Genomic DNA, 19,842 nt, shown 5'->3' with positions numbered 1-19,842 from the left:
TGTGATATAACTTAGCCTAAATATCAAACCAAAATTAATTTAATTCTAACCAAAATGAAGAAATATCTAAAAATATTCTTGTTGATAATAGGAACAGTTTCCTACTCTCAAACAACCGTTAAAGGAACGGTAAAGGATGAAAAAAACAATCCTATCCCTATGGCCAATGTATTGGTCGTGGGCGCTTTAGAAGGAACAACGACAGATATGGAAGGAAATTATTCATTCCCTTCTAAATTAACAGGTGAGCAAAAAATAAAAATAGCCTACATTGGGTATTTTGGTCAAACTAAAACGGTTAATTTTAATGGAGATGTGACAGTAGATTTTATTTTAAAAGAAAGCATCGAAACATTAGACGAAGTAGTTTTAACAGGAACTTCAGTTAAACGTTCACAAAAAGAAACACCAGTCTCAGTTACTTCTTTTAGTGCTAAAGATTTAACAAAATTAAATACGAGTAGTCAAGCAAACATCTTAAGAAGTGTACCTGGTATTACTACAGAAAACGGAGGTGGTGAGGTAGGTTCTAATGTATTTGTTAGAGGTTTACCTTCTGGAGGACAATTTCAGTTTAACCCAATCCAAATTGATGGAATGCCTGTATTATCAACTTTTGGACTGAATTCATCTGCTCATGATGTTTATTTTAGAACAGATATTGGAATGAAAAGTCTAGAATTTATTCGAGGTGGTTCATCAGTACTTTATGGTGCAGGCTCTGTAGCAGGTATTATTAACTATACAAGCGAAACAGGTTCAGTAACACCAAAGAACATTTTAAAAACAGAAGTTGGAACTAACTCTAGATATAAAGCAGATTTCTTAACAAGTGGTCAATTAGGAGGAAAAGATTCTAACTTATTCTATGCGTTAACAGGATTTTATCGTTATGATGAAGGACCTATTAAAACTGGCTTACCAACAGAAGGGTATCAAATTCGTGGAAATGTAAAAAAAGTAACTGAAAAAAGTACAATTACGTTCTCTGGACAAGTAATAGATGATAAAGTACAGTTCTTTTTGCCTTACCCGTTACAAGGAGGAAGTAGAGAAAGACCTATTGGTAATGATGGTAATGAAATCTTGACTTTACAAACTGCTGCAGCTTCAAATATCTCTTACGCAACTCCTGATGGCATTTTCAAAACTAATATAAAAGATGGTGTTGCCACAAAAGGAGGGTATTTTATGACCAATTTTGTTCATGACTTTTCAGATAATTTCTCTATTGATGCTAAAATTAGAAAATCTAATTATAAACACCAATTTAACTTATTTCTTGATGGTAGCGGATTAACTGGACCTAAAGTAGTTGAAACGCAGCAAGAATATTTAAATGCTAGAGGATTAACGACTGGTGATTTTACAACTTTAAACGGAGCGTCATTGCCAGCAGATGCCCTTTTATTCGAAAACAGAATATTAGACAGAGTACGTCCATTAGATGAATTAGTTTCTGAAATTAAATTGATCAATAAAATGGGAGTACATACTTTAACTGCAGGAGCATTTATGTCAAGAGCATCTGCAGGAGATATGAATATAACGACAGGTTATTTAAGTGAGTATAGTAATCGCCCAGGTTTAGTTAACCTTTCTGGTTATACTGTAGATGGCGTAACTAATAGAGGAGCTGGATATTCTAACAAGAATGTTACAAGTAATAAATTGGCTTTCTTCTTAACAGATCAAATCAAATTAGACAAATGGAATTTTGATATTGGTATCAGACATGAAACTGCTTCGGGTACCATTGCAAATGAAAAAACAGCTGATTTTGCAATGAGCACTTTCGCAGGCAACTCTAAAATTGCTACTATAAAATGGGGAACTGGAGCTTATGAAACTGCAAATGTTTCTACAGATGCCTATGCAATTTCATTGGCAGCTTTATACAAAATAAATACTAGCACAAGCGTGTATGGTAACTTTTCTAAAGGGTATTTCTTCCCAGAACTGCGTTCAGTAAAAATAAATGCTGCTGGAGGTCATTCTACTTATTCTCCAGAGAATATCATTCAAGGTGAAGCAGGAGTCAAATATGGTAAAGGAAATTTTTCTGGAACTGCAGCGCTTTTCTCTCTTAATCTATCAGACAGAAGAAATATTGCATTTTTAAATGATGGCGCTGGAGGATTTATTGAAAAAGTGGACTTGCAAGATACAAGATCATATGGTATTGAAACTACTTGGAATTGGAAATTTATAGACGGTTTTGCATTCAACGGAACGTTTACATACCAAAAGCATGAATTGACTAAGTCTGAAAACAACCCAACTTTTGTAGGGAACAAATTAGCTAGACAACCTAATGTAATGACAAAACTAGGATTGTCTTATGACAAATCAAACTTTGATGCAAATTTTGACTTCAACTATGCTGGAGATAAATTTACAAATGACGCAAATACGGTTAAACTTGATGGTTTCGGAATTGTTGATTTAAGTGTTGGTTATACGTTCAGCATTGGCAAGGATAATGAAACACTTAGAATAGGAGCTCAATCGTTCAACTTATTTAATTCTGCTGGAATTACTGAAGGCTCTCCAAGATTAGGTGATAACCAAACAGACGAGCAATTCTTTGTAGGAAGACCTATTATTCCTAGAACAGCATTAGTAAACTTTACATTTAATTTTTAAATAAAAACCTTAAGAGATCTTGATAAAAATAATCAAGATCTCTTTTTCAAAATATATAATAGCATGGATAAGGATTTAATTAAAGAGGCCAAAAACATTTTAAATGACAACTTTCAAGAAAAAGGATATTCTATACCTTGTAAGGGTTTGTATCCTTTCCAATGGAAATGGGACTCTGGATTTATAGCAATTGGTTTTGCACATTACGATATGGATAAGGCCAAAACGGAAATGAAAACACTTTTGGATTCACAATGGGGGAATGGATTTATTCCGCATATTGTTTTTCATGTTGAAACAGATAGTTATTTTCCAGGACGTGATTTTCATTTATCAAAATTACATCCAGAATCAAATGATGCATATCCTTCGACAGGAATGACACAGCCTCCAGTTATAGGCTTTACATTAGAAAAAATGTACGAAATTGCAAAAGATAAAAGTGATGTCTTGAATTTTATTAGCCAAAACATTGATAAGGTATATGACAATCATAATTATTTTTATACTAAAAGAGACCCTCAAAATGAAGGTTTAGTGTATATCTATCACAACTGGGAATCAGGAACAGATAACTCTCCTATATGGGATGATATTTGGTTAACAATGAATCCGCCAGAATATACTTTTGAAAGAAGAGATACGACACACGTTGATGCTTCACAAAGACCTTCTAACCGTGAATATGATCATTATTTACACATTATCGAAATAGCAAAAGAGCATAATTACGATGATGCAAAAATTGCCGAATTATCTCCGTTTTTGGTTCAAGACCCTTTGTTTAATTCGATGTTGATTAAATCTAATGATTCATTGATTAACCTGTACCAATTAATAGGTGGGAACGACGATAAAATTGCACAACTTAAAAAATGGCAAGAAAAAAGTATTCGTGCTTTTAATGAGAAACTATACGATGCTGAATTAGGTGCTTATATTCATTATGATTTAAGAAACGAAAAGCCAATCCGTTTTGTGAGTTCGTCATCATTTTCGCCTTTGTTTGCGGGAATCCCGAGCAAGGAACAAGCGGCGACAATAATTAATACAATGATGACTAAATTTGGTGGTGACGATATGTACTTATGTGCTTCATTCGACCCAACAAGTGAGCGTTTCAATCCAAAAAAATATTGGAGAGGACCCGTTTGGATTAACTTAAACTGGATTTTATATAATGGCTTAAAGGATTACGGCTATGACGAAATTGCCGCTAGAATAAAAGCGGATAGTCTCGAAATACTAACAAAAGTAGGTTTCTATGAATATTTTGATGCTAGAAAATCAGAATATACAGAAGGAGCAAAAGGATACGGAGGCGGTAATTTCTCTTGGAGTGCTGCCTTGTTTTTGGATATGTTGGATAATTAATTACTAAATTAATCATTATGAACTGGTTAGACTACACTGTTATTATTGTTTACTTAATTGCTTTTTTGGGATTAGGATTTTTGTTTAAAGAGAACAAAGATGCCAAGGATTATTTCCTTGGAGGAAAAAGCATGGGATGGTTTCCATTAAGCTTATCTGCGATGGCAACTCAGCTTTCTGCTATCAGTTTCATATCAGCACCTGCTTTTGTTGGTTTAGCGCAAGGCGGCGGAATGAAATGGTTGACCTTTGAGTTGGCTGTGCCATTGGCCATGATTGGTATCATATTGATCATACTTCCACCGCTGTACCGTGCTAATATTGTGAGTATTTATGAATTTGTCGAAAGACGATTCTCAACCTCTACTCGTATTATCCTAAGTGTCGTTTTTCAAATAAGTAGGTCTTTATCAACAGGTGTAGGAGTGTATACCATTGCTATTATTTTGCAATCAGTATTGAATATTAGTTTTCACTACACCATTATTTTAATTACTATTATTACAATCGTCTATTCTTATATGGGTGGTATGAAAGCAGTCGTTTGGGGTGATGCCATTCAAATGGTAATCCTTTTTGGCGGATTGCTTATTTGTATTTATTTTGGGTGGGATTTATTAAAAGCAAACCCAAATTTCACAGGTTTTGATAGTGAAAGATTGCAAGTTATTGACATTCCTAATCTAGGATTTGATGGAGGAACTTATGGGCTTTTGCCAATGGTTCTAGGAGGTTTGTTTTTATACATGTCTTATTATGGAACAGACCAAACTCAGGCACAACGATTAATATCTGCAAAGGATGAAAATTCGTCAAAGAAAATATTACTGACTAATGGATTATTGCGTTTTCCAGTGGTGTTGACTTATTGTATCATGGGATTAATCATTGGGGCATTAGTACATTTGACACCTGATTTCATGAATGAAATTGCTGCTGTCACAAAGCAACATTACCCAGACGAATTCATAAAAAACGGAATCAAACCTGATTTAATGTTGCCCGTGTTTATCATGAAATATTTACCACATGGGTTAATAGGAATTTTGATTGTTGGAATTTTATCGGCTGCGATGTCCTCAGTGAGCGCTACGATACATTCTCTAGGAGCAGTAACGGTAGAAGATCTTTTTAACAGAGGTAAAGTAAAATTAAGTCAAGTTAAATACATGAAATTCTCCAAGATTGCAATCGTATTTTGGGGTTTTGTGTGTATCGCATCTGCCTATCTTTTTGGGAATAATGGAGGTACAGTGATCGAATTGATTAATATGATTTCGTCACAATTTTACGGACCTATTTTGGCTACTTTTATTATTGCTATTTTAGTAAAAAGAGTGAATTATATTGGAATGAATGTGGGAATCGTTGGAGGTGTTTTGATCAACGTTACAATCAAATATTTTTTTGATGATATTTTCTGGATTTGGTTTAACCTTACTGGTTTTGTCATCACTTTCTTTTTGGCTTTGATAACAAGTGCCATCTATAAAACAGAAAAAAACGCGGATACAAATATTGTATTTACTGTACGTAAAGAAGACATATTCACTAAAGATATTTTAATATTAGTTGCATTCTTCATTGCAATTCTTGCTTTATCATTTGCACTACCTGATATTTTGTCATCGATAAAATAGATTGAGATTAAAGTAATTCAATCAATATAAAGCATTAAGTTGGTTAATGTGGCGGCATGAGGAGGAAACGAATTGTGCTGCTTTTTTTAATCTCAGTTGCTGCTACATACACGAATTAAAAAATTACAAAATGAGAGTTTTAATCGCACCAGATAAATTCAAAGGTTCTTTGTCTGCCATGGAAGTTTGTAACGTCATTGAAGACGGGATTAAAAAAGCGAATCCGTTAATCGAAACCTTAAAACATCCGCTGGCTGACGGTGGTGAGGGAACCTTGGATATATTGCAGAATTATTTCAAACTAGAAACCATTTCCGTATTGGTAATGAATCCTTTGTTTAAGAAAATTCAAGCTACTTATAAAGTATCTGCAAACACTGCTTATATTGAAATGGCAAATGCTTCCGGACTACAGCTATTAGAAGAAAATGAAAAAAACTGCTACTACACTTCTACTTATGGCACAGGACAACTCATCCTTGATGCCATTCAAAAAGGATATAAAAACATCGTATTATTCATTGGCGGAAGCGCAACAAATGACGCAGGAATAGGGATGGCAGCCGCTTTGGGTTATCAGCTTTATAATTCAAAAAAAGAACTCATAAATCCAATTGGCAAGGAGCTATTGCATATTGATACTATTGCGGACAGTCATTTATTATTTGATCCAAAAGAAATCAACTGCACCGTAGTATGTGATGTCAAAAACCCATTGTTCGGTAAAAATGGTGCTGCTTATGTTTACGGGAGTCAAAAAGGCGCATCAGAAGAAGAGATTCAATTATTAGATAGGGGACTTCAACATTTTAGCGATCAAGTTCTAAAACACCTTAACAAAAAAGTAGAAACTATTGAAGGTGCAGGAGCTGCTGGTGGTTTAGGCGCAGGAGCAGTTTGTTTTTTGGATGCCAAAATAAAATCCGGAATTGATTTTGTAATGGAACAAACCGGTTTTGATGCGCTATTAAAAGACACTATTGACTTAATAATTACTGGCGAAGGTTCTGTTGACAAACAAACAATTGAAGGCAAAGTAATCAAAGGAATTAGCGAACGAGCAATTAAAAATAAAATTCCCTTTTCAATTATATCAGGAATTGTAAAAGATGAAAAACTTATCCAAGAAAATCTACATCCTAGCAGTATTCATTCTATTATGGAAACGGGAGTGACCACGGAGGATGCCATGCAAAATGCCGCGACACACTTAACTGCATTAGGATATCGACTAATAAAAGAGCATACTAAAATTTAAAATACAACTAAAATGAATTTCAACTTAGACGGTACTATGGATAAAAACGCAATCTTTGAAAAGGTTGCTGCCATTATAAAATCAGAAAATTTCACGATTGTTCAACAAGACATGACAAGGCCTTGGGGAGGATTTTTTGTAATAGAAGAAGATCAAGCGAGTGCTTTTGCAAAATTATTTTTTCCGAATCTTGAAATGTCAAAAATACAAATCACCAATAAACTGAGTCCAAAAATATTACTAGTAGCGCCAAATAAAAGATTGTCTTGGCAATATCATTTTAGAAGATCTGAAATTTGGAAAATCATTGGAGGAAAAGTAGGAGTAAAAACAAGCTTGACTGATGAAGAAGGTGAAATCCAAGAGCTTAGTTCAGGTGCATTTATACAAATGGATAAAGGAGAAAGACATCGATTAATTGGACTAGATTCTTGGGGAGTAGTTGCTGAAATATGGCAACATACAGACTTGAATCAGCCATCAGACGAAGAGGACATTGTACGTCTTCAAGATGATTTCGGGAGGTAATTCAGGTGTTGGTTAGTCGAGTAATTACATCTTTACTCGCTATATGATCAATATAGCGAGTTTTTACTTTTTTTTGTTTTTTGAAGTTTGATTTTAGAATTGATTTCGCAATAGTACAAACCAGTTTTAAGATAAAAATAGCGCAAGATTATATTCTATCCATTTTAAAATCAATTTCACTTGATAATTATCTTATACAGATATTTTGTATTTTTGGGTTTTTCCAATAAATTAAAGAAAACCAATAATTCAGGTTGTAGATGTACTAAAGATGATAAATATTCCCCAAGTTTCCAATCTGCGTTTTTTCAACGAATCGTCACTTTCTATTGAAAAACTAACTTCTGAAATTGAAATAAAAATAAACCAAAAAATTAATTCAGAAACCTACGAACTCTTTTGTAGAAATAAATTTCGCAAGCCTTTATTTGATCTTTATGCCTTATTTAATCCATTCAATGAGGCCAATAAAGCTTTTTATCCATTTATACCATACCTAAAAAAACATTTAAAAAAAGGGGATATTATACTGGATGTTTGGAGTAGAACCGGTTGGTCAACTTCTCTGCTGGCTGGATTATTTCCAGAACAAAGAATCATCAGTGTATGGGAAGGTGACACCGATGTTCTTGGATATAATGGCTTTTCGTATTGGTTTTCAACTGATAACCAACCATCAAACATTGAAATTTACTTTTGTAATCTTAAAGAAAACCTACCTTTTGAAAATGAGTCGATTGCTTTTGTTTTCGGGTTTGATGTCCTGCATAGACAACTGCAATCCAATTTAATAAATGAAATTGTTCGGGTTTCAAAACAAGACGGACTAATTCTATTTCCTCATGTGCATTTAGCCAATAATGAACCGTTTCCTTATTTTAATAGATGTGGTGATTTAATACATGGTAACGATTACAATACCTTATTTGCCAACTTAAAACCATACCATAAAAAAGGCTATGTTTTCTCAGAACCTGACTTGTACAGAAAAAGTTATAACCCTGATTATACCGTAAAAGCCAACCCAAATACTAGCGATTATAACGGATTAGTAGCAATTACCCAATGTGATCTAGACCTTGAGAGAGAACTTTCGTACTTTAACTACTTTGATTATTTTGAGCTAGACAAAGGCAGTTTAATACTCAATCCTCTTTTAGAAATTGATGTTACTAACACCATTAAATTTAGAACCTCCTCTATTGAAACGGAGTTAATCACTTTACTGGAAAATCACCCCGTTTACTATACTGAAATAAAAAAAACCATTGGATATAAATTGTCAAATGAAGAGCTGATTCTCTTATATTGGGCTCGAAAAAATCGTTCTTGTGCCTATATTCAAAGTCAATTACAATTAGACTCTGAAGCCTTTAAGACACTAGTGATAAAACTCCAAAAACTTGATGTTTTACAACTACTTCCGTTAGATGCTAAACCGCTTCGATTACAACATTATTTTGCACACCAAGAATTTACTGATGCTGTAGTACAAATTAATTTACAATCTTTATGGAAAAGAGCGGTTGTTACTTTTCCTGAAAACACCTATGCTTTAGATCGAAATGACAACACTTTTTATACTTTTCAAGAATTTGATGAAATCGTAAAATGCATCACTTCTACCCTTATGCAAAAAGGTTTTGAAAAAGGAGATAAAATTATTTTACATTCAGATATTCATTTTGAAGCGATGGGATTGTTTTGGGCGTGTATGAATTTAGGAATTGTTTTTATTCCAATAAATGCATCGCTTCCTAAAACAATATTTAACGATTTAATCGAAAAATACAATCCTAAAATTATTTTTTTAAACGAAAAAGAAGAATTAAATGAAAAATGGGAAACTAAAACCATTTACTTTGATTCTGAGAACGAATACGATTTAGTTCAAAATTTATATTTTTCAGAATGGTTACTTGAAACTCAAGAAACGATAAGCTTACCTACAATTGTAGAAACTGATTTAGCAGTAATTTTACATACGTCGGGATCTAGTGGCGCTCCAAAAGGTGTTAGGTTATCACAAGGGCAACTGTTTCAAAGTGCAACAAATATGGTCAAAACGTATTTATGGAACGACAAAGATACCTACCTTTCTATAGGGAATTTAGACTCGATGAGCGGCTTAAGAAATGCCTGTATCGTCACCGCTGAATCTGGCGCCAGCTGTATTATTCCTTCTTTCGACGAAAAAAACAATCCTAATTCTCTGCTAGCTTGTGTTTATGAAACAGAAACTACTTTCCTTATTGCTAGTCCTAGTTTACTAAATCAATTTTTAAGTAACAAAGAAATAAAAAACAGATTAGCTAAAGTAAAGGCCGTTTTAAGCACCGGAAGTAATTTGTCGACTCACTTGAAAGAAGAATTTTTTGAAAAAACCAAAAAAAGAATTTTCAATTATTATGGATTGACCGAAACTACTGGTTTTTGTCTAGGAGAATCGTTAAATAGCTCCAATTTTAACGGAAACCATATTGGAAGCGCTGTAGATTGTATCGCTCAAATTGTTGATGAAAAAGATCAAACTCTAAAAATAGATGAGATAGGCGAACTACGGATTTATAGTTATTCTATTTCTGAAGGATATTATGATCCTGCTAGAGCGTTTAACGGAATTCAAAAATGGTTTTATACCGGAGATTTGGCTAAGATGAATGCTTCGGGAGATATAGAATTATTGGGACGAAAGAAAGATTTTATAAAAAATGCACGAAGTGAAATCGTTTATTTTAAAGAAATTGAAGATGCAATGTTAACAATTTCATTCCTCAACGACATAGGTATTGTTTCGTTTTTTGAAAATGAATCGGAAAAGATAGCTTTGTTTGTGGAACTAGACAATTCAAATTCAACTATCAAAAATCCAATTGAAGACATAAAAAAAGAACTAACTATAAAAATTGGTGCGAGTAAAGTTCCTTCCATTATAAAAATTATTAAAAAAATCCCTCGCAATAGCAGTGGGAAATTAATCAAAACCAAACTAAATAAATACCTATGAATATCATTCAACTATTAGATCGTGCAAAATTAAATCTCAAAAAAGATTTTGCCGTTTTGCCTAAAGGAGATACAATGACTTATGGCGATTTAGTTAATTGTGTTGATAAACTAAGTATTGTTTTTGACAGTCTCGGTTTAAAACCAAATGATAAAATAATCTTGTCAACGGAAGATATACGCAGTCTTGTTGAAATTACAATTGCAGCGTATCGATTTGGATTGACCGTTATTTTATTAGATTACACTTCTAAATCTACTCGAGTTGATTCTATTTTAAGTTCTTGTAGTCCGAACGCGTATTTTATTGACCCCAAGTTAAAAATAAGTTGGGGAATTGAACACTCCAATTGTATTGAAATAAAAAGAGGAACCGAAGGAAAGAAAAAGTTTCTAAACAAAATTTTTGCTAAAAAACCAACCCAAGAACCCGCTGATGATTTAAATACAAACAGTTACCCGAATTGTATTAACTCTTTAGAAACTATAATTCCAAAATACGCAGCAACAATTGACCCATCGAGTATTGCTTACATTATTTATACATCTGGTTCCACTTCAGATCCAAAAGGGGTTGCCATTTCACACCATAATTTATTCAGTCATTTAGAAACTTTGAAAACGGTTTATGAAATGAATGATACTTCTGCTATTCTGAATTTACTGAATTTGTATCATGCAGACGGCATTAACCAAGGCCCCATGTTAGCACTCTATAGTGGAGGAACATGGTTTTGCCCCTTCAAACTAGATACATCGCAGCTTGACTTGATCTATTATGCCATTTACAAATATAAAATAACGCATCTTTTTGTGGTGCCAACTTTGCTTTCTTTTTTCGAAAAATATCACGAAGATTTTGAAGATAGTTTTCAAACTCCTGATTTTAAATTTATAATTTCAGTCGCAGCTCAATTAGAAGAAAGATTGTGGAACTCTGTTTCGAACCTATTTAAGGTACAAATCATAAATATTTATGGGCTAACGGAAACGGTAAATGGTAGTCTTTTTTGTGGTCCTGGATTAGATTCATATAAGATCGGTACTATTGGGAAACCTGTTGATTGCATCATTAAAATCATCAACGAAGAAGGTAATGAAGTTGGAACAAATGAAAAAGGAGAATTATTGATCCGTGGAAGTCACATTATGGTTGGATATTTTAATAACTCTCAAGCGACAAATGAAGTTATAATCAATGACTGGCTACATACAGGAGATCTTGCACAACAAGATGAAGATGGATTTGTAAAAATTGTAGGCCGAAAAAAGAGCATGATCAACTCAGGAGGATTTAGAATTCAGCCAGAAGAAATTGAGGAAATTATTCTAAAAACAAATGAAGTTGATGAGTGTAAAGTAATCGGCATATACGATACTTTATTGACTGAAAAAATAGTTGCATGTATCAAGCTAAAGGAAAATAGTTCCTTAAATGAACTAAATATTTACAAATTTATTAGAGAAAATCTTGAACAAGAAAAAGTACCGCATGACATTTACTTTTTGGAGGAATTACCAAAAGGAATCAGTGGCAAAATTCAAGTTGATCAATTAAAAAACACCCTTTCAGAAAAATATAAAAAACCATCAGAAATAGGAGAAGCAACCATACAAACTATCATTAATACAGCAGCGGCAATTTTTAAAATTGAAAGTAAAGAGATCAGCGAATTCAGTTCCTCTAGTACTTTGTCAGGATGGGATTCTTTAAATAATTTAATTTTTATAACAGAATTAGAAGACCTTTTTAACATTCAGTTCTCCACCTCAGAGATTATGGCAATGACTAGCATTCGTTCGATAAATGCAATGATTGCAAAAAAAATAAAATAATGAATGAAATTAGTCCGCCTTTAAAGATTTGGGGATACGCATTCAGTATTACCGCACTTATAATTTTGGTGTTTATGATTTTTCCTAATAATACAGATAATCAAAAGCATAAATACACCCAAAACAAATTAAGAAAAGCAATAATTAAAAATAATGAAACTAGTTCTACAAACACTTCAATTGTATTATTAGGATCATCACTAACGCGCTGTGCACTTGAAAACATCCCTCAAATTGAGAGCGAATTATCAAAAAAAAAATCTCGTAAATCTACTGTTTTAAGAGTCTCAATTGATGGATTGAATAATGAAACTATTGATCAAATACGGTTTTTTGATTTCATAACTAAATATCCACCAAATTATTTGTTTATTGAAATCAACCACTTAAATATTGACGATAAGAGCTCTAATGAAATGTTCGACATTTTAGAATCATCGCTAGAAAACATGATTTCTTTTATAAAAAAAACGTTAGGATTTAGTATTAATTATGAAATTATGATTAGTAAGACTTCTCTTGAAAGCCCGTTTTACAAAGACCATTTCGACACTGTTATTTATTCACAATTACTATTAAAAAAACGTTTTGTTAGAACGTTTTTGCAAAACAAAACAGCTAATAAAGCCTACGCGGAATTGATAAAAAGTAACACTAAAATAATTTTTCTTGATATGCCACGTGCGTCAAAACTTGAATCAGTTTGGCTTGATAAAAATCAAAAAAAAAAACTAGATGCGCTAATGGATACTTACAAACAGAAATACGGAATTGAATGCTGGAAATATCCGAGTACAATGAACGATTCTGATTTTATTGATGGTGGTCATTTAAATTATAAAGGAGCAAAAAAATATGAGCAATGGTTTGTAACCAAATTTAATCTATTAAAATGAAAGTACTATTAGATTTGTTTTCCTTTGCAATTCCGATGATTATCTTGTCTTGGATACTCCCAAAAAAATATGTTTTACTATCGCAAATAGTAATAACGGGGCTTTTTATATTGTATAAATCACCTCTTTCTTTTTGTGTTCTAACATTTGTATCTTTTGGTAATTTTTATGTCTTGCACCAATCAAATTTCAGAGAATCAATAAAAATAGCAATCAGTCTTGTCTTTTTGATCTTTCTGATTTTTACCACAAAAATTCTGTTTTCAGTAGACAAAGATTGGATCGTACCGTTGGGAATGTCGTATTACTCCTTTAGAAACATCCATTATACTTTAGAATATTATAAAGGCAAAATAAAAAATGAAAAACTTTTATTTTATCTGGCCTATAACTTTTTCCTTCCTGTTTTTATTATCGGACCCATCAATAGATATCCTGACTTTGTAAAAGATTGGCAAAGAAGACGGTTTGACAACTATTATTTTTCAACTGGATTGCAACGGATATTGTACGGAACATCAAAAATTGTAATTTTAGGAAACTACCTATTTACTTTGAAAGCTGTAAATTTTATCGAAAACATCGATAAAAATCATGAATGGCTAAAAACTTATTTAGAGACTTTACGTTTTGTTTTTAATGCTTATTTTCAATTTGCTGGGTATTCCGATATCGCAATTGGACTTTCATTATTAATGGGTTATCGAATAGTAGAAAATTTTAACTATCCTTTTCTAGCAACCAATATGCGAGATTTTTGGGCAAAATACCACATTTCATTGTCCTCTTTTTGTAAGGATTATATCTACACTCCTATTTCGTCTTATTATAGAAAACCTTTGTTTGGAATAATAGCTACAATGATTATAATTGGACTTTGGCATGAAATTTCTCTACGATATTTACTGTGGGGACTACTACAAGCATTGGGGATATACATTTCATCCTTTTTTCAAAATAAAACAAAATCGATTATAATGTCAACTCTTGGAAGCCTTTTTGTCATTAATTTCTTTGCTTTAAGTTGTATAATCATTAGTCATGATACGCTATCAAGTGCTTTAGAGACGTACAAAACCTTATTTTTAATCCACTAGCTATGTATAAATTTTTAAATCAACATTTTCACAAAAACCTAGCAAATATTATTATTGTTATATGGTACGCTTTTTTAATATTATATAATTTACGACTCATTTTCGCTAATTTAGAAGAAGGTAAATTCAGATATATTGGCTGGTAAAGTTTTAGTTTTTCCAGTGTTCTGCAGTGACCAAGTCTGCCACCAAACGTCCTGATTTCATGGCTGCATTTATCGAACCATTCAATAAATGATCTCCACAACAGTATAAATTATCGTTGATTTTCATATCGTCAATTGTCAAATCATCTTTGAGAACAGTTAGATTAGGCAAGGCATAATTTACTTTATAAGTTTTGAGATGTGACCAATCTTCCACTTGGTTTCCGAACCACGGTTGCAATTCGCTTTTAATTTTTTGTACCAACTCTTGATCAGTATAGTCCAGAATACCATTGCAAGAAACCGAAATCAAGACTTTTCCAGCGGGAGCATACGCTTTACTTACATTGGTCATAACGGTTAAATTAGCAACTATTTTTTCCTTTTCTGAAGCATTCAAAATAACAACTGCTTTGTCCGAAGGTGCCTTGTTTGCCTGAAAATAGACATTGGTAACCGAATGGTGTTTGGTTTCTACACTGCTTTTAAATTTTGAAATCAACTCAGTAGCTTCGGTAGCAATAATAATAATGTCTGATTGTATTTCAGCACCTGAGCTTGTGTAAATAGTATTCCCTTTTATATCAATCACTTTCGTATTAAATACAAAACAACCTTCGGGCAATTGACTAGCTAATTGTTTTGGAATTTCTTCCATACCTAATTCAGGAACTGCGGCATCACCTTCGGAAAACATTTTCATCACAAAATCAAACATCCTATTTGAGGTTGACAAATTATTTTCGAGAAAAATACCTGAGAAAAAAGGTTTGAAAAATCGATTAATCATCTTGGTGCTAAAACCATAGTCTTTCAATTGTGCTAAACTTGACTTTTGCTCCTGCAAAAAGATTCCTTCGATTGATTTCCCAATTAATTTATTCTTTAAAATAAAAGTATTGAACTTGTCTTTGAGCGAACCTACGGGAGCAAAAGCAGTTGCTAACAAAGCAGCCGGTCTTCTAAATGGATCGGCAATTTCAAATTGTCCCCCGTCATACAATACGGTTGCTCCTGGTAAAAAAGTCTTAAGTTGCAAAGCATCATAATCAAGCAGTTTTTTTGCTTCTGGATAAGCAGTCAGCAACACTTGAAAACCACGATCTAATCTAAAACCAGCAATTACATCCGTCTTGATTCTTCCACCAATTCTGTCGCTGGCTTCTATAATTTTAACAACATAACCTTTACGATGTAAATGTAATGCTGCAGAAAGTCCTGAAATTCCTGCGCCAATAATAGTTATAGTTGGTTTCATAATGTTTTTCTAAAATCGTTTGTTACAAATTTAGTGTTTCCTCTTGTAGATTGCAATGCCTTGATTTTGTATCATAAAAAAAGGTCGCAAACATATTGTTTACGACCTTATTACTTTTAAACTAGAATCCCGTTTTTCTTGAACATTTTATCCAATTGTTTCCGGTCTGATTCTGATTTTACTGCTAATAAATCACGTGTTTTTCCGTTTTTCAGTGCGATAAAATATTTTTTCCTACCTGAAAAAACCCGTTCATTCAATCCTTTAATTTGATCGATAGGTATTTTCTCTGAACCTGATCTCTTAACAATAAATTGATATAGGAAAATAATTGAGACAATTCCTAAAACCAACCACAAAATGGTAACAAAACCAAAATTTTCAGTATTTAGATCGTACAAATTTAGAACCGAATTAGTTAACGTAACAATCATCAATAATTTCATTAGAAAAAGATGACTTTTTAACCCATCTTTAATCTCAATCGTTTTATCAACTTCATTATAATTAATATTCATAAACCCGAATTAAATATTGTGTAATTCCTTATTGTTTGTAAACATTGTTCTCTTGCTTCACATCAGCCATTAATCCGCTTGGGTCGATGGTGATTTTCTTGATTGTCCCTTTTGCCTTAGCAATTGTAAAATCATAGTTAGAGGCAGCCCAAGTCCAGTCATTTAATACGGTTCTTTTTACGGATTGATTAGGATTTGCTTTTTCATAATTCATCATGCGTAAGGGCACATAAAAACTTTCAGAAGTTCCGTCAATGTACTCTACTAATAAATCAATAGGCATTGGCATTCTACCTATTCTTTCTAGACTTACTGTGGTTTGATCTCCATTTTCGGTAACTGCTTTGATGGCATAATCAATCGTGTTTGTAGTTTCAGTCCAATCCATTAAATACCAATCTAAATTTGCTCCCGAAACGCGTTCTGCACTTCTCTTGATATCATTAGGCGTAGGGTGTTTAAATTTAAAATCGTGGTAGTATCTTTTGATGGTTTCCGCTAATTTATCATCGCCAATAACATAACGCAATTGCGATAGAAAGATGCTTCCTTTTACGTAAGATGAAATACTGTACGGCCTGTTTTCATCATAACGATCACCATGCGTACTTTGTGGTTGCTCCTTACCCGAATTAACTAAATAATAGTATGCTCTATAATTTCCTTCAAAAGGATTCACTACTTTTTTATCAGATAATTCGTTTGTCGCTAAATCTCCAATGTAAGTTGTAAAACCTTCATCCATCCAAGGATGTTTTGATTCGTTTGAAGCTAAAACATGTTGGAACCACGCGTGTCCCAGCTCGTGTGTTGCTGTGCCGTAAATTCCTTCAAGTGTTCCGTTACCTAACATCAAAGTGCACATAGCATATTCCATTCCGCCATCACCACCTTGAATAAAAGAGTATTGTTTGTATGGATAATTTCCAATGTTTTTATTATAAAAATCCATTACTTTCACCATCATTGGCTCTAGTTTTTTCCAATTTTCGGCTGTTTTAGGATTGTTTTTGTACAAAAAGTGTAATGCCACATCATTAGGCCCTTGTACAACATCATGAATATAGTCTTTATCAGCAGCCCAAGTAAAATCATGAACCATTGGGGCTACAAAATGCCAACTTATTGTTTTTCCTTTTTTTGGCGATTTTACGACAACGCCAGCATCTTCATATCCGTGCCCTATTTCATTTTGATTTTGTAAATACCCTGATCCGCCCAAAGTGTAGGCTGCATCAATATTGATGGTTACATCAAAATCTCCCCAAACACCATGAAATTCTCTTGCGATGTAAGGATCAGTATGCCATCCTTCAAAATCAAATTCGGCTAACTTTGGATACCATTGTGCCATTGATAATGCAACACCTTCAGAATTATTTCGTCCAGAACGACGAATTTGTACTGGAATTTGTCCCTCAAAATCTAAAGTAAAAGTTGATTTTGTGTTGGGTAACATTGGGCTAGCCAAAGTAACTTCAAGAATAGTTCCTACAGTTTTTGCAACAGCATCAGTACCATCTTGTTTGAAATTAGTGATTTTTAAATACCCTATTTCATCAGGCTTCAAATTTTCAATACGACTCACTTTTACATCTTGACCGTCTACCTTAGTTTTAGTCACCATTCTTCCGTCAGGATCTTTGATGCTGTGTAATCTAGCATCCATCTCGCTGCCCGGTTGAAAAGCATTGTTGAACAAATGATAATACACTTTGGTTAACGTATCCGAAGAATTATTAGTGTAAATTAATTCTTGCTTCCCTTTGTATTGGTTATTTTTCACATCCATTGTTACCTCCATTTTATAATCAACATGCTGCTGCCAATATGTTGAACTTTGGGCTGATACTGCTCCAATACTAAAAGTAAGGATGGAAATTAAAAGAAACTTTTTCATCTTTATATAAAATAAAAAATGGAAGGACAGTTGCTGTCCTTCCATTTGATTAATACTCTTGATTATTATTTTTTAGACATCTTGTCTGCCATTAAAATAGCGTTGTAAGCATTTACAATTTTACCTGATTGTGATAATGTTGTAAATGAACGGCTGTCTTTTGGGTTTCCACCCACGACAACATCAGTAGCAATTGCAACACCCGAGTCCATTAAAATATGTTTAACTTGTGAAGCTGTAAGCTTAGGATAATACGAACGAATAATCGCTGCAACTCCAGCCACGTTAGGCGAAGCCATTGATGTACCTTGTAAATACTTGTAGGTGTTGTTAGGTGTTGTTGCATATATTTTTACTCCAGGAGCAAATACATCTACATTTGTTTTTCCAAAGTTTGAGAAACGAGCTACTACTTTATCACCATACTCAAAGTTTAATGCTCCAATAGTAATCATGTTATCAGCAAATTCTGTTTTCTTGTCATCAGAATCGTTAGGGAAATTATCATAACTATCAATATCTTTCCCGTCATTACCAGCGGCATGAACAATCAATACATCTTTTTTCTCAGCGTATTTAATTGCGTCGTATACCCATTGTTTGTGAGGAGAGAAACTTTTTCCAAAACTTCCATTAATTACTTTAGCTCCGTTATCTACAGCGTAACGAATACCTAATGCAATGTCTTTATCGTATTCATCACCATCAGGAACGGCACGAACAGTTAAAATTTGAACATTATTTGCGATTCCGTCACCTCCAAGGTTGTTACCTCTAACTTGTGCAACAATACCTGCAACGTGAGTACCATGAAGAATTTCTTCTTTATCTGGACCCATTACATTATTGTTACCATATTTTACATCCGTCATATCATCTGGATTGTCCCCTAAAACTTTTCTATAATCTTGTTTTAAATTATCTCCACTAAGTAACGCTGTCATTCCAGTAAGTTCTCCTTCAACTGCTTTTTTTAAATCAGCAACAGGAAGTCCAAATGAAAAAGCTCTTAACATAGTCACTTTGCTTTCCATTACAGCAGCATCTTTAGATTCTATTGCTTTTAACTCTTCAGCAGTATAAACAGGCTTTCCTAATTCTTTAACTATTATTTCATCAGCCTTAGTTATTGATGCAAGCATTTCATCATACCTTGCTTTACCCACTTTAGCTTCAGCAATTTTATCATCATTCAGTTTTTTTGCAGCTTGATAAGTTACTTCATCAACAAGGTCTTTATTTTTAATAATTCGCTCGTATTCTAAGTTTTCTTTTGTGATGTCTCCAAGGAAATTCCAACCATGAATATCATCAACGTAACCGTTTTTGTCATCATCGATTCCGTTTCCAGCGATTTCTTTAGTATTAGTCCATAACACATCTTTTAAATCTTCATGCTCAATATCGACTCCACTGTCAACGATTCCTACAATTACAGGAACTCCTTTTTTATCTTTTAATAATTCTGCGTAAGCTCTATCTACACTCATTCCTGGAATAGTGTCGTTTATAATGTCTAAATGACTCCAGCGTTGTAAATCCGCTTCTTTAATTGCAGCTACTTTTTTTACATTTAGAGGCGCAGTTATAGGTATTAAAGAGGTAAAACTTGAAACTTGTTTTTGAGCTCCGCATCCTGCCAAAACCAAAACGGCAAAGGCAGAAATACAAATAGGTTTAATAGTATTCATGTGTAAAATTTAATGAGTTTAATATATTGGTCTAAAATAATGGATTTT

At 33.2% G+C, this 19,842-nt stretch carries 13 protein-coding genes; 9 read left to right on the top strand and 4 right to left on the bottom strand.

The genetic code is table 11. The annotated features are described in order from the left end of the window. Positions 1 to 54 precede the first annotated feature (54 nt). The 9 genes from ACVEGE_RS07665 (at position 55) to ACVEGE_RS07625 (ending at position 14,281) form a co-directional block, all read left to right on the top strand. Positions 55 to 2,646 carry a TonB-dependent receptor gene (locus ACVEGE_RS07665; protein WP_192499886.1) on the top strand — a complete coding sequence of 864 codons (2,592 nt, stop codon included), beginning with the start codon at positions 55 to 57 and terminating at the stop codon, positions 2,644 to 2,646. Positions 2,647 to 2,709: 63 nt separating this feature from the next. Beyond that, positions 2,710 to 4,020, top strand: a complete 1,311-nt coding sequence (locus tag ACVEGE_RS07660; protein ID WP_192499885.1) for an MGH1-like glycoside hydrolase domain-containing protein — start codon at positions 2,710 to 2,712, stop codon at positions 4,018 to 4,020. Between the two features lie 17 nt (positions 4,021 to 4,037). Further along, positions 4,038 to 5,660 carry a sodium:solute symporter family transporter gene (locus ACVEGE_RS07655; protein ID WP_192499884.1) on the top strand — a complete coding sequence of 541 codons (1,623 nt, stop codon included), beginning with the start codon at positions 4,038 to 4,040 and terminating at the stop codon, positions 5,658 to 5,660. Between the two features lie 130 nt (positions 5,661 to 5,790). Beyond that, entirely contained in the window at positions 5,791 to 6,918 is a 1,128-nt protein-coding gene (locus tag ACVEGE_RS07650) for a glycerate kinase (protein WP_192499883.1), read from the top strand. 12 nt (positions 6,919 to 6,930) lie between these two features. Continuing rightward, on the top strand, positions 6,931 to 7,446 hold the full coding sequence (locus ACVEGE_RS07645) for a cupin domain-containing protein (RefSeq protein WP_225738047.1): 516 nt from the start codon (positions 6,931 to 6,933) through the stop codon (positions 7,444 to 7,446). Positions 7,447 to 7,717: 271 nt separating this feature from the next. Continuing rightward, a complete protein-coding gene (locus tag ACVEGE_RS07640) occupies positions 7,718 to 10,453 on the top strand; it encodes a class I adenylate-forming enzyme family protein (RefSeq protein WP_192499882.1) in 2,736 nt (911 codons plus the stop codon). Next, positions 10,450 to 12,288 (top strand): AMP-binding protein, encoded by a 1,839-nt coding sequence (locus ACVEGE_RS07635; protein WP_192499881.1) that lies wholly within the window; start codon positions 10,450 to 10,452, stop codon positions 12,286 to 12,288. The genes ACVEGE_RS07640 and ACVEGE_RS07635 overlap by 4 nt, the downstream gene beginning before the upstream one ends. Beyond that, the gene (locus tag ACVEGE_RS07630; RefSeq protein WP_458008635.1) at positions 12,288 to 13,184 is read left to right on the top strand and encodes a hypothetical protein; all 897 of its coding nucleotides are present in this window, start codon (positions 12,288 to 12,290) and stop codon (positions 13,182 to 13,184) included. Before ACVEGE_RS07635 ends, ACVEGE_RS07630 begins: the two co-directional genes overlap by 1 nt. Next, positions 13,181 to 14,281: an MBOAT family O-acyltransferase gene (locus ACVEGE_RS07625; RefSeq protein ID WP_458008634.1), complete on the top strand. Its 1,101-nt coding sequence runs from the start codon at positions 13,181 to 13,183 to the stop codon at positions 14,279 to 14,281. The genes ACVEGE_RS07630 and ACVEGE_RS07625 overlap by 4 nt, the downstream gene beginning before the upstream one ends. A gap of 150 nt (positions 14,282 to 14,431) precedes the next feature. On the opposite strand, the gene ACVEGE_RS07620 is transcribed toward ACVEGE_RS07625, so the two are convergent. The 4 genes from ACVEGE_RS07620 to ACVEGE_RS07605 all read right to left on the bottom strand — a co-directional run bounded on the left by ACVEGE_RS07620 (position 14,432) and on the right by ACVEGE_RS07605 (position 19,794). Further along, positions 14,432 to 15,685: a protoporphyrinogen/coproporphyrinogen oxidase gene (locus ACVEGE_RS07620; protein WP_192499879.1), complete on the bottom strand. Its 1,254-nt coding sequence runs from the start codon at positions 15,683 to 15,685 to the stop codon at positions 14,432 to 14,434. 116 nt (positions 15,686 to 15,801) lie between these two features. Next, positions 15,802 to 16,203 carry a hypothetical protein gene (locus tag ACVEGE_RS07615; RefSeq protein ID WP_192499878.1) on the bottom strand — a complete coding sequence of 134 codons (402 nt, stop codon included), beginning with the start codon at positions 16,201 to 16,203 and terminating at the stop codon, positions 15,802 to 15,804. Between the two features lie 28 nt (positions 16,204 to 16,231). Beyond that, the gene (locus ACVEGE_RS07610; protein ID WP_192499877.1) at positions 16,232 to 18,103 is read right to left on the bottom strand and encodes a M1 family metallopeptidase; all 1,872 of its coding nucleotides are present in this window, start codon (positions 18,101 to 18,103) and stop codon (positions 16,232 to 16,234) included. A 65-nt stretch (positions 18,104 to 18,168) separates the two neighbouring features. Further along, a complete protein-coding gene (locus ACVEGE_RS07605; protein WP_173851354.1) occupies positions 18,169 to 19,794 on the bottom strand; it encodes a S8 family peptidase in 1,626 nt (541 codons plus the stop codon). Positions 19,795 to 19,842 lie beyond the last annotated feature (48 nt).

It is taken from the genome of Flavobacterium sp. PL002, assembly GCF_054165825.1.
Note: the sequence above shows the minus strand (reverse complement) of the source record. Positions and strands in the feature narration are given on the sequence as shown.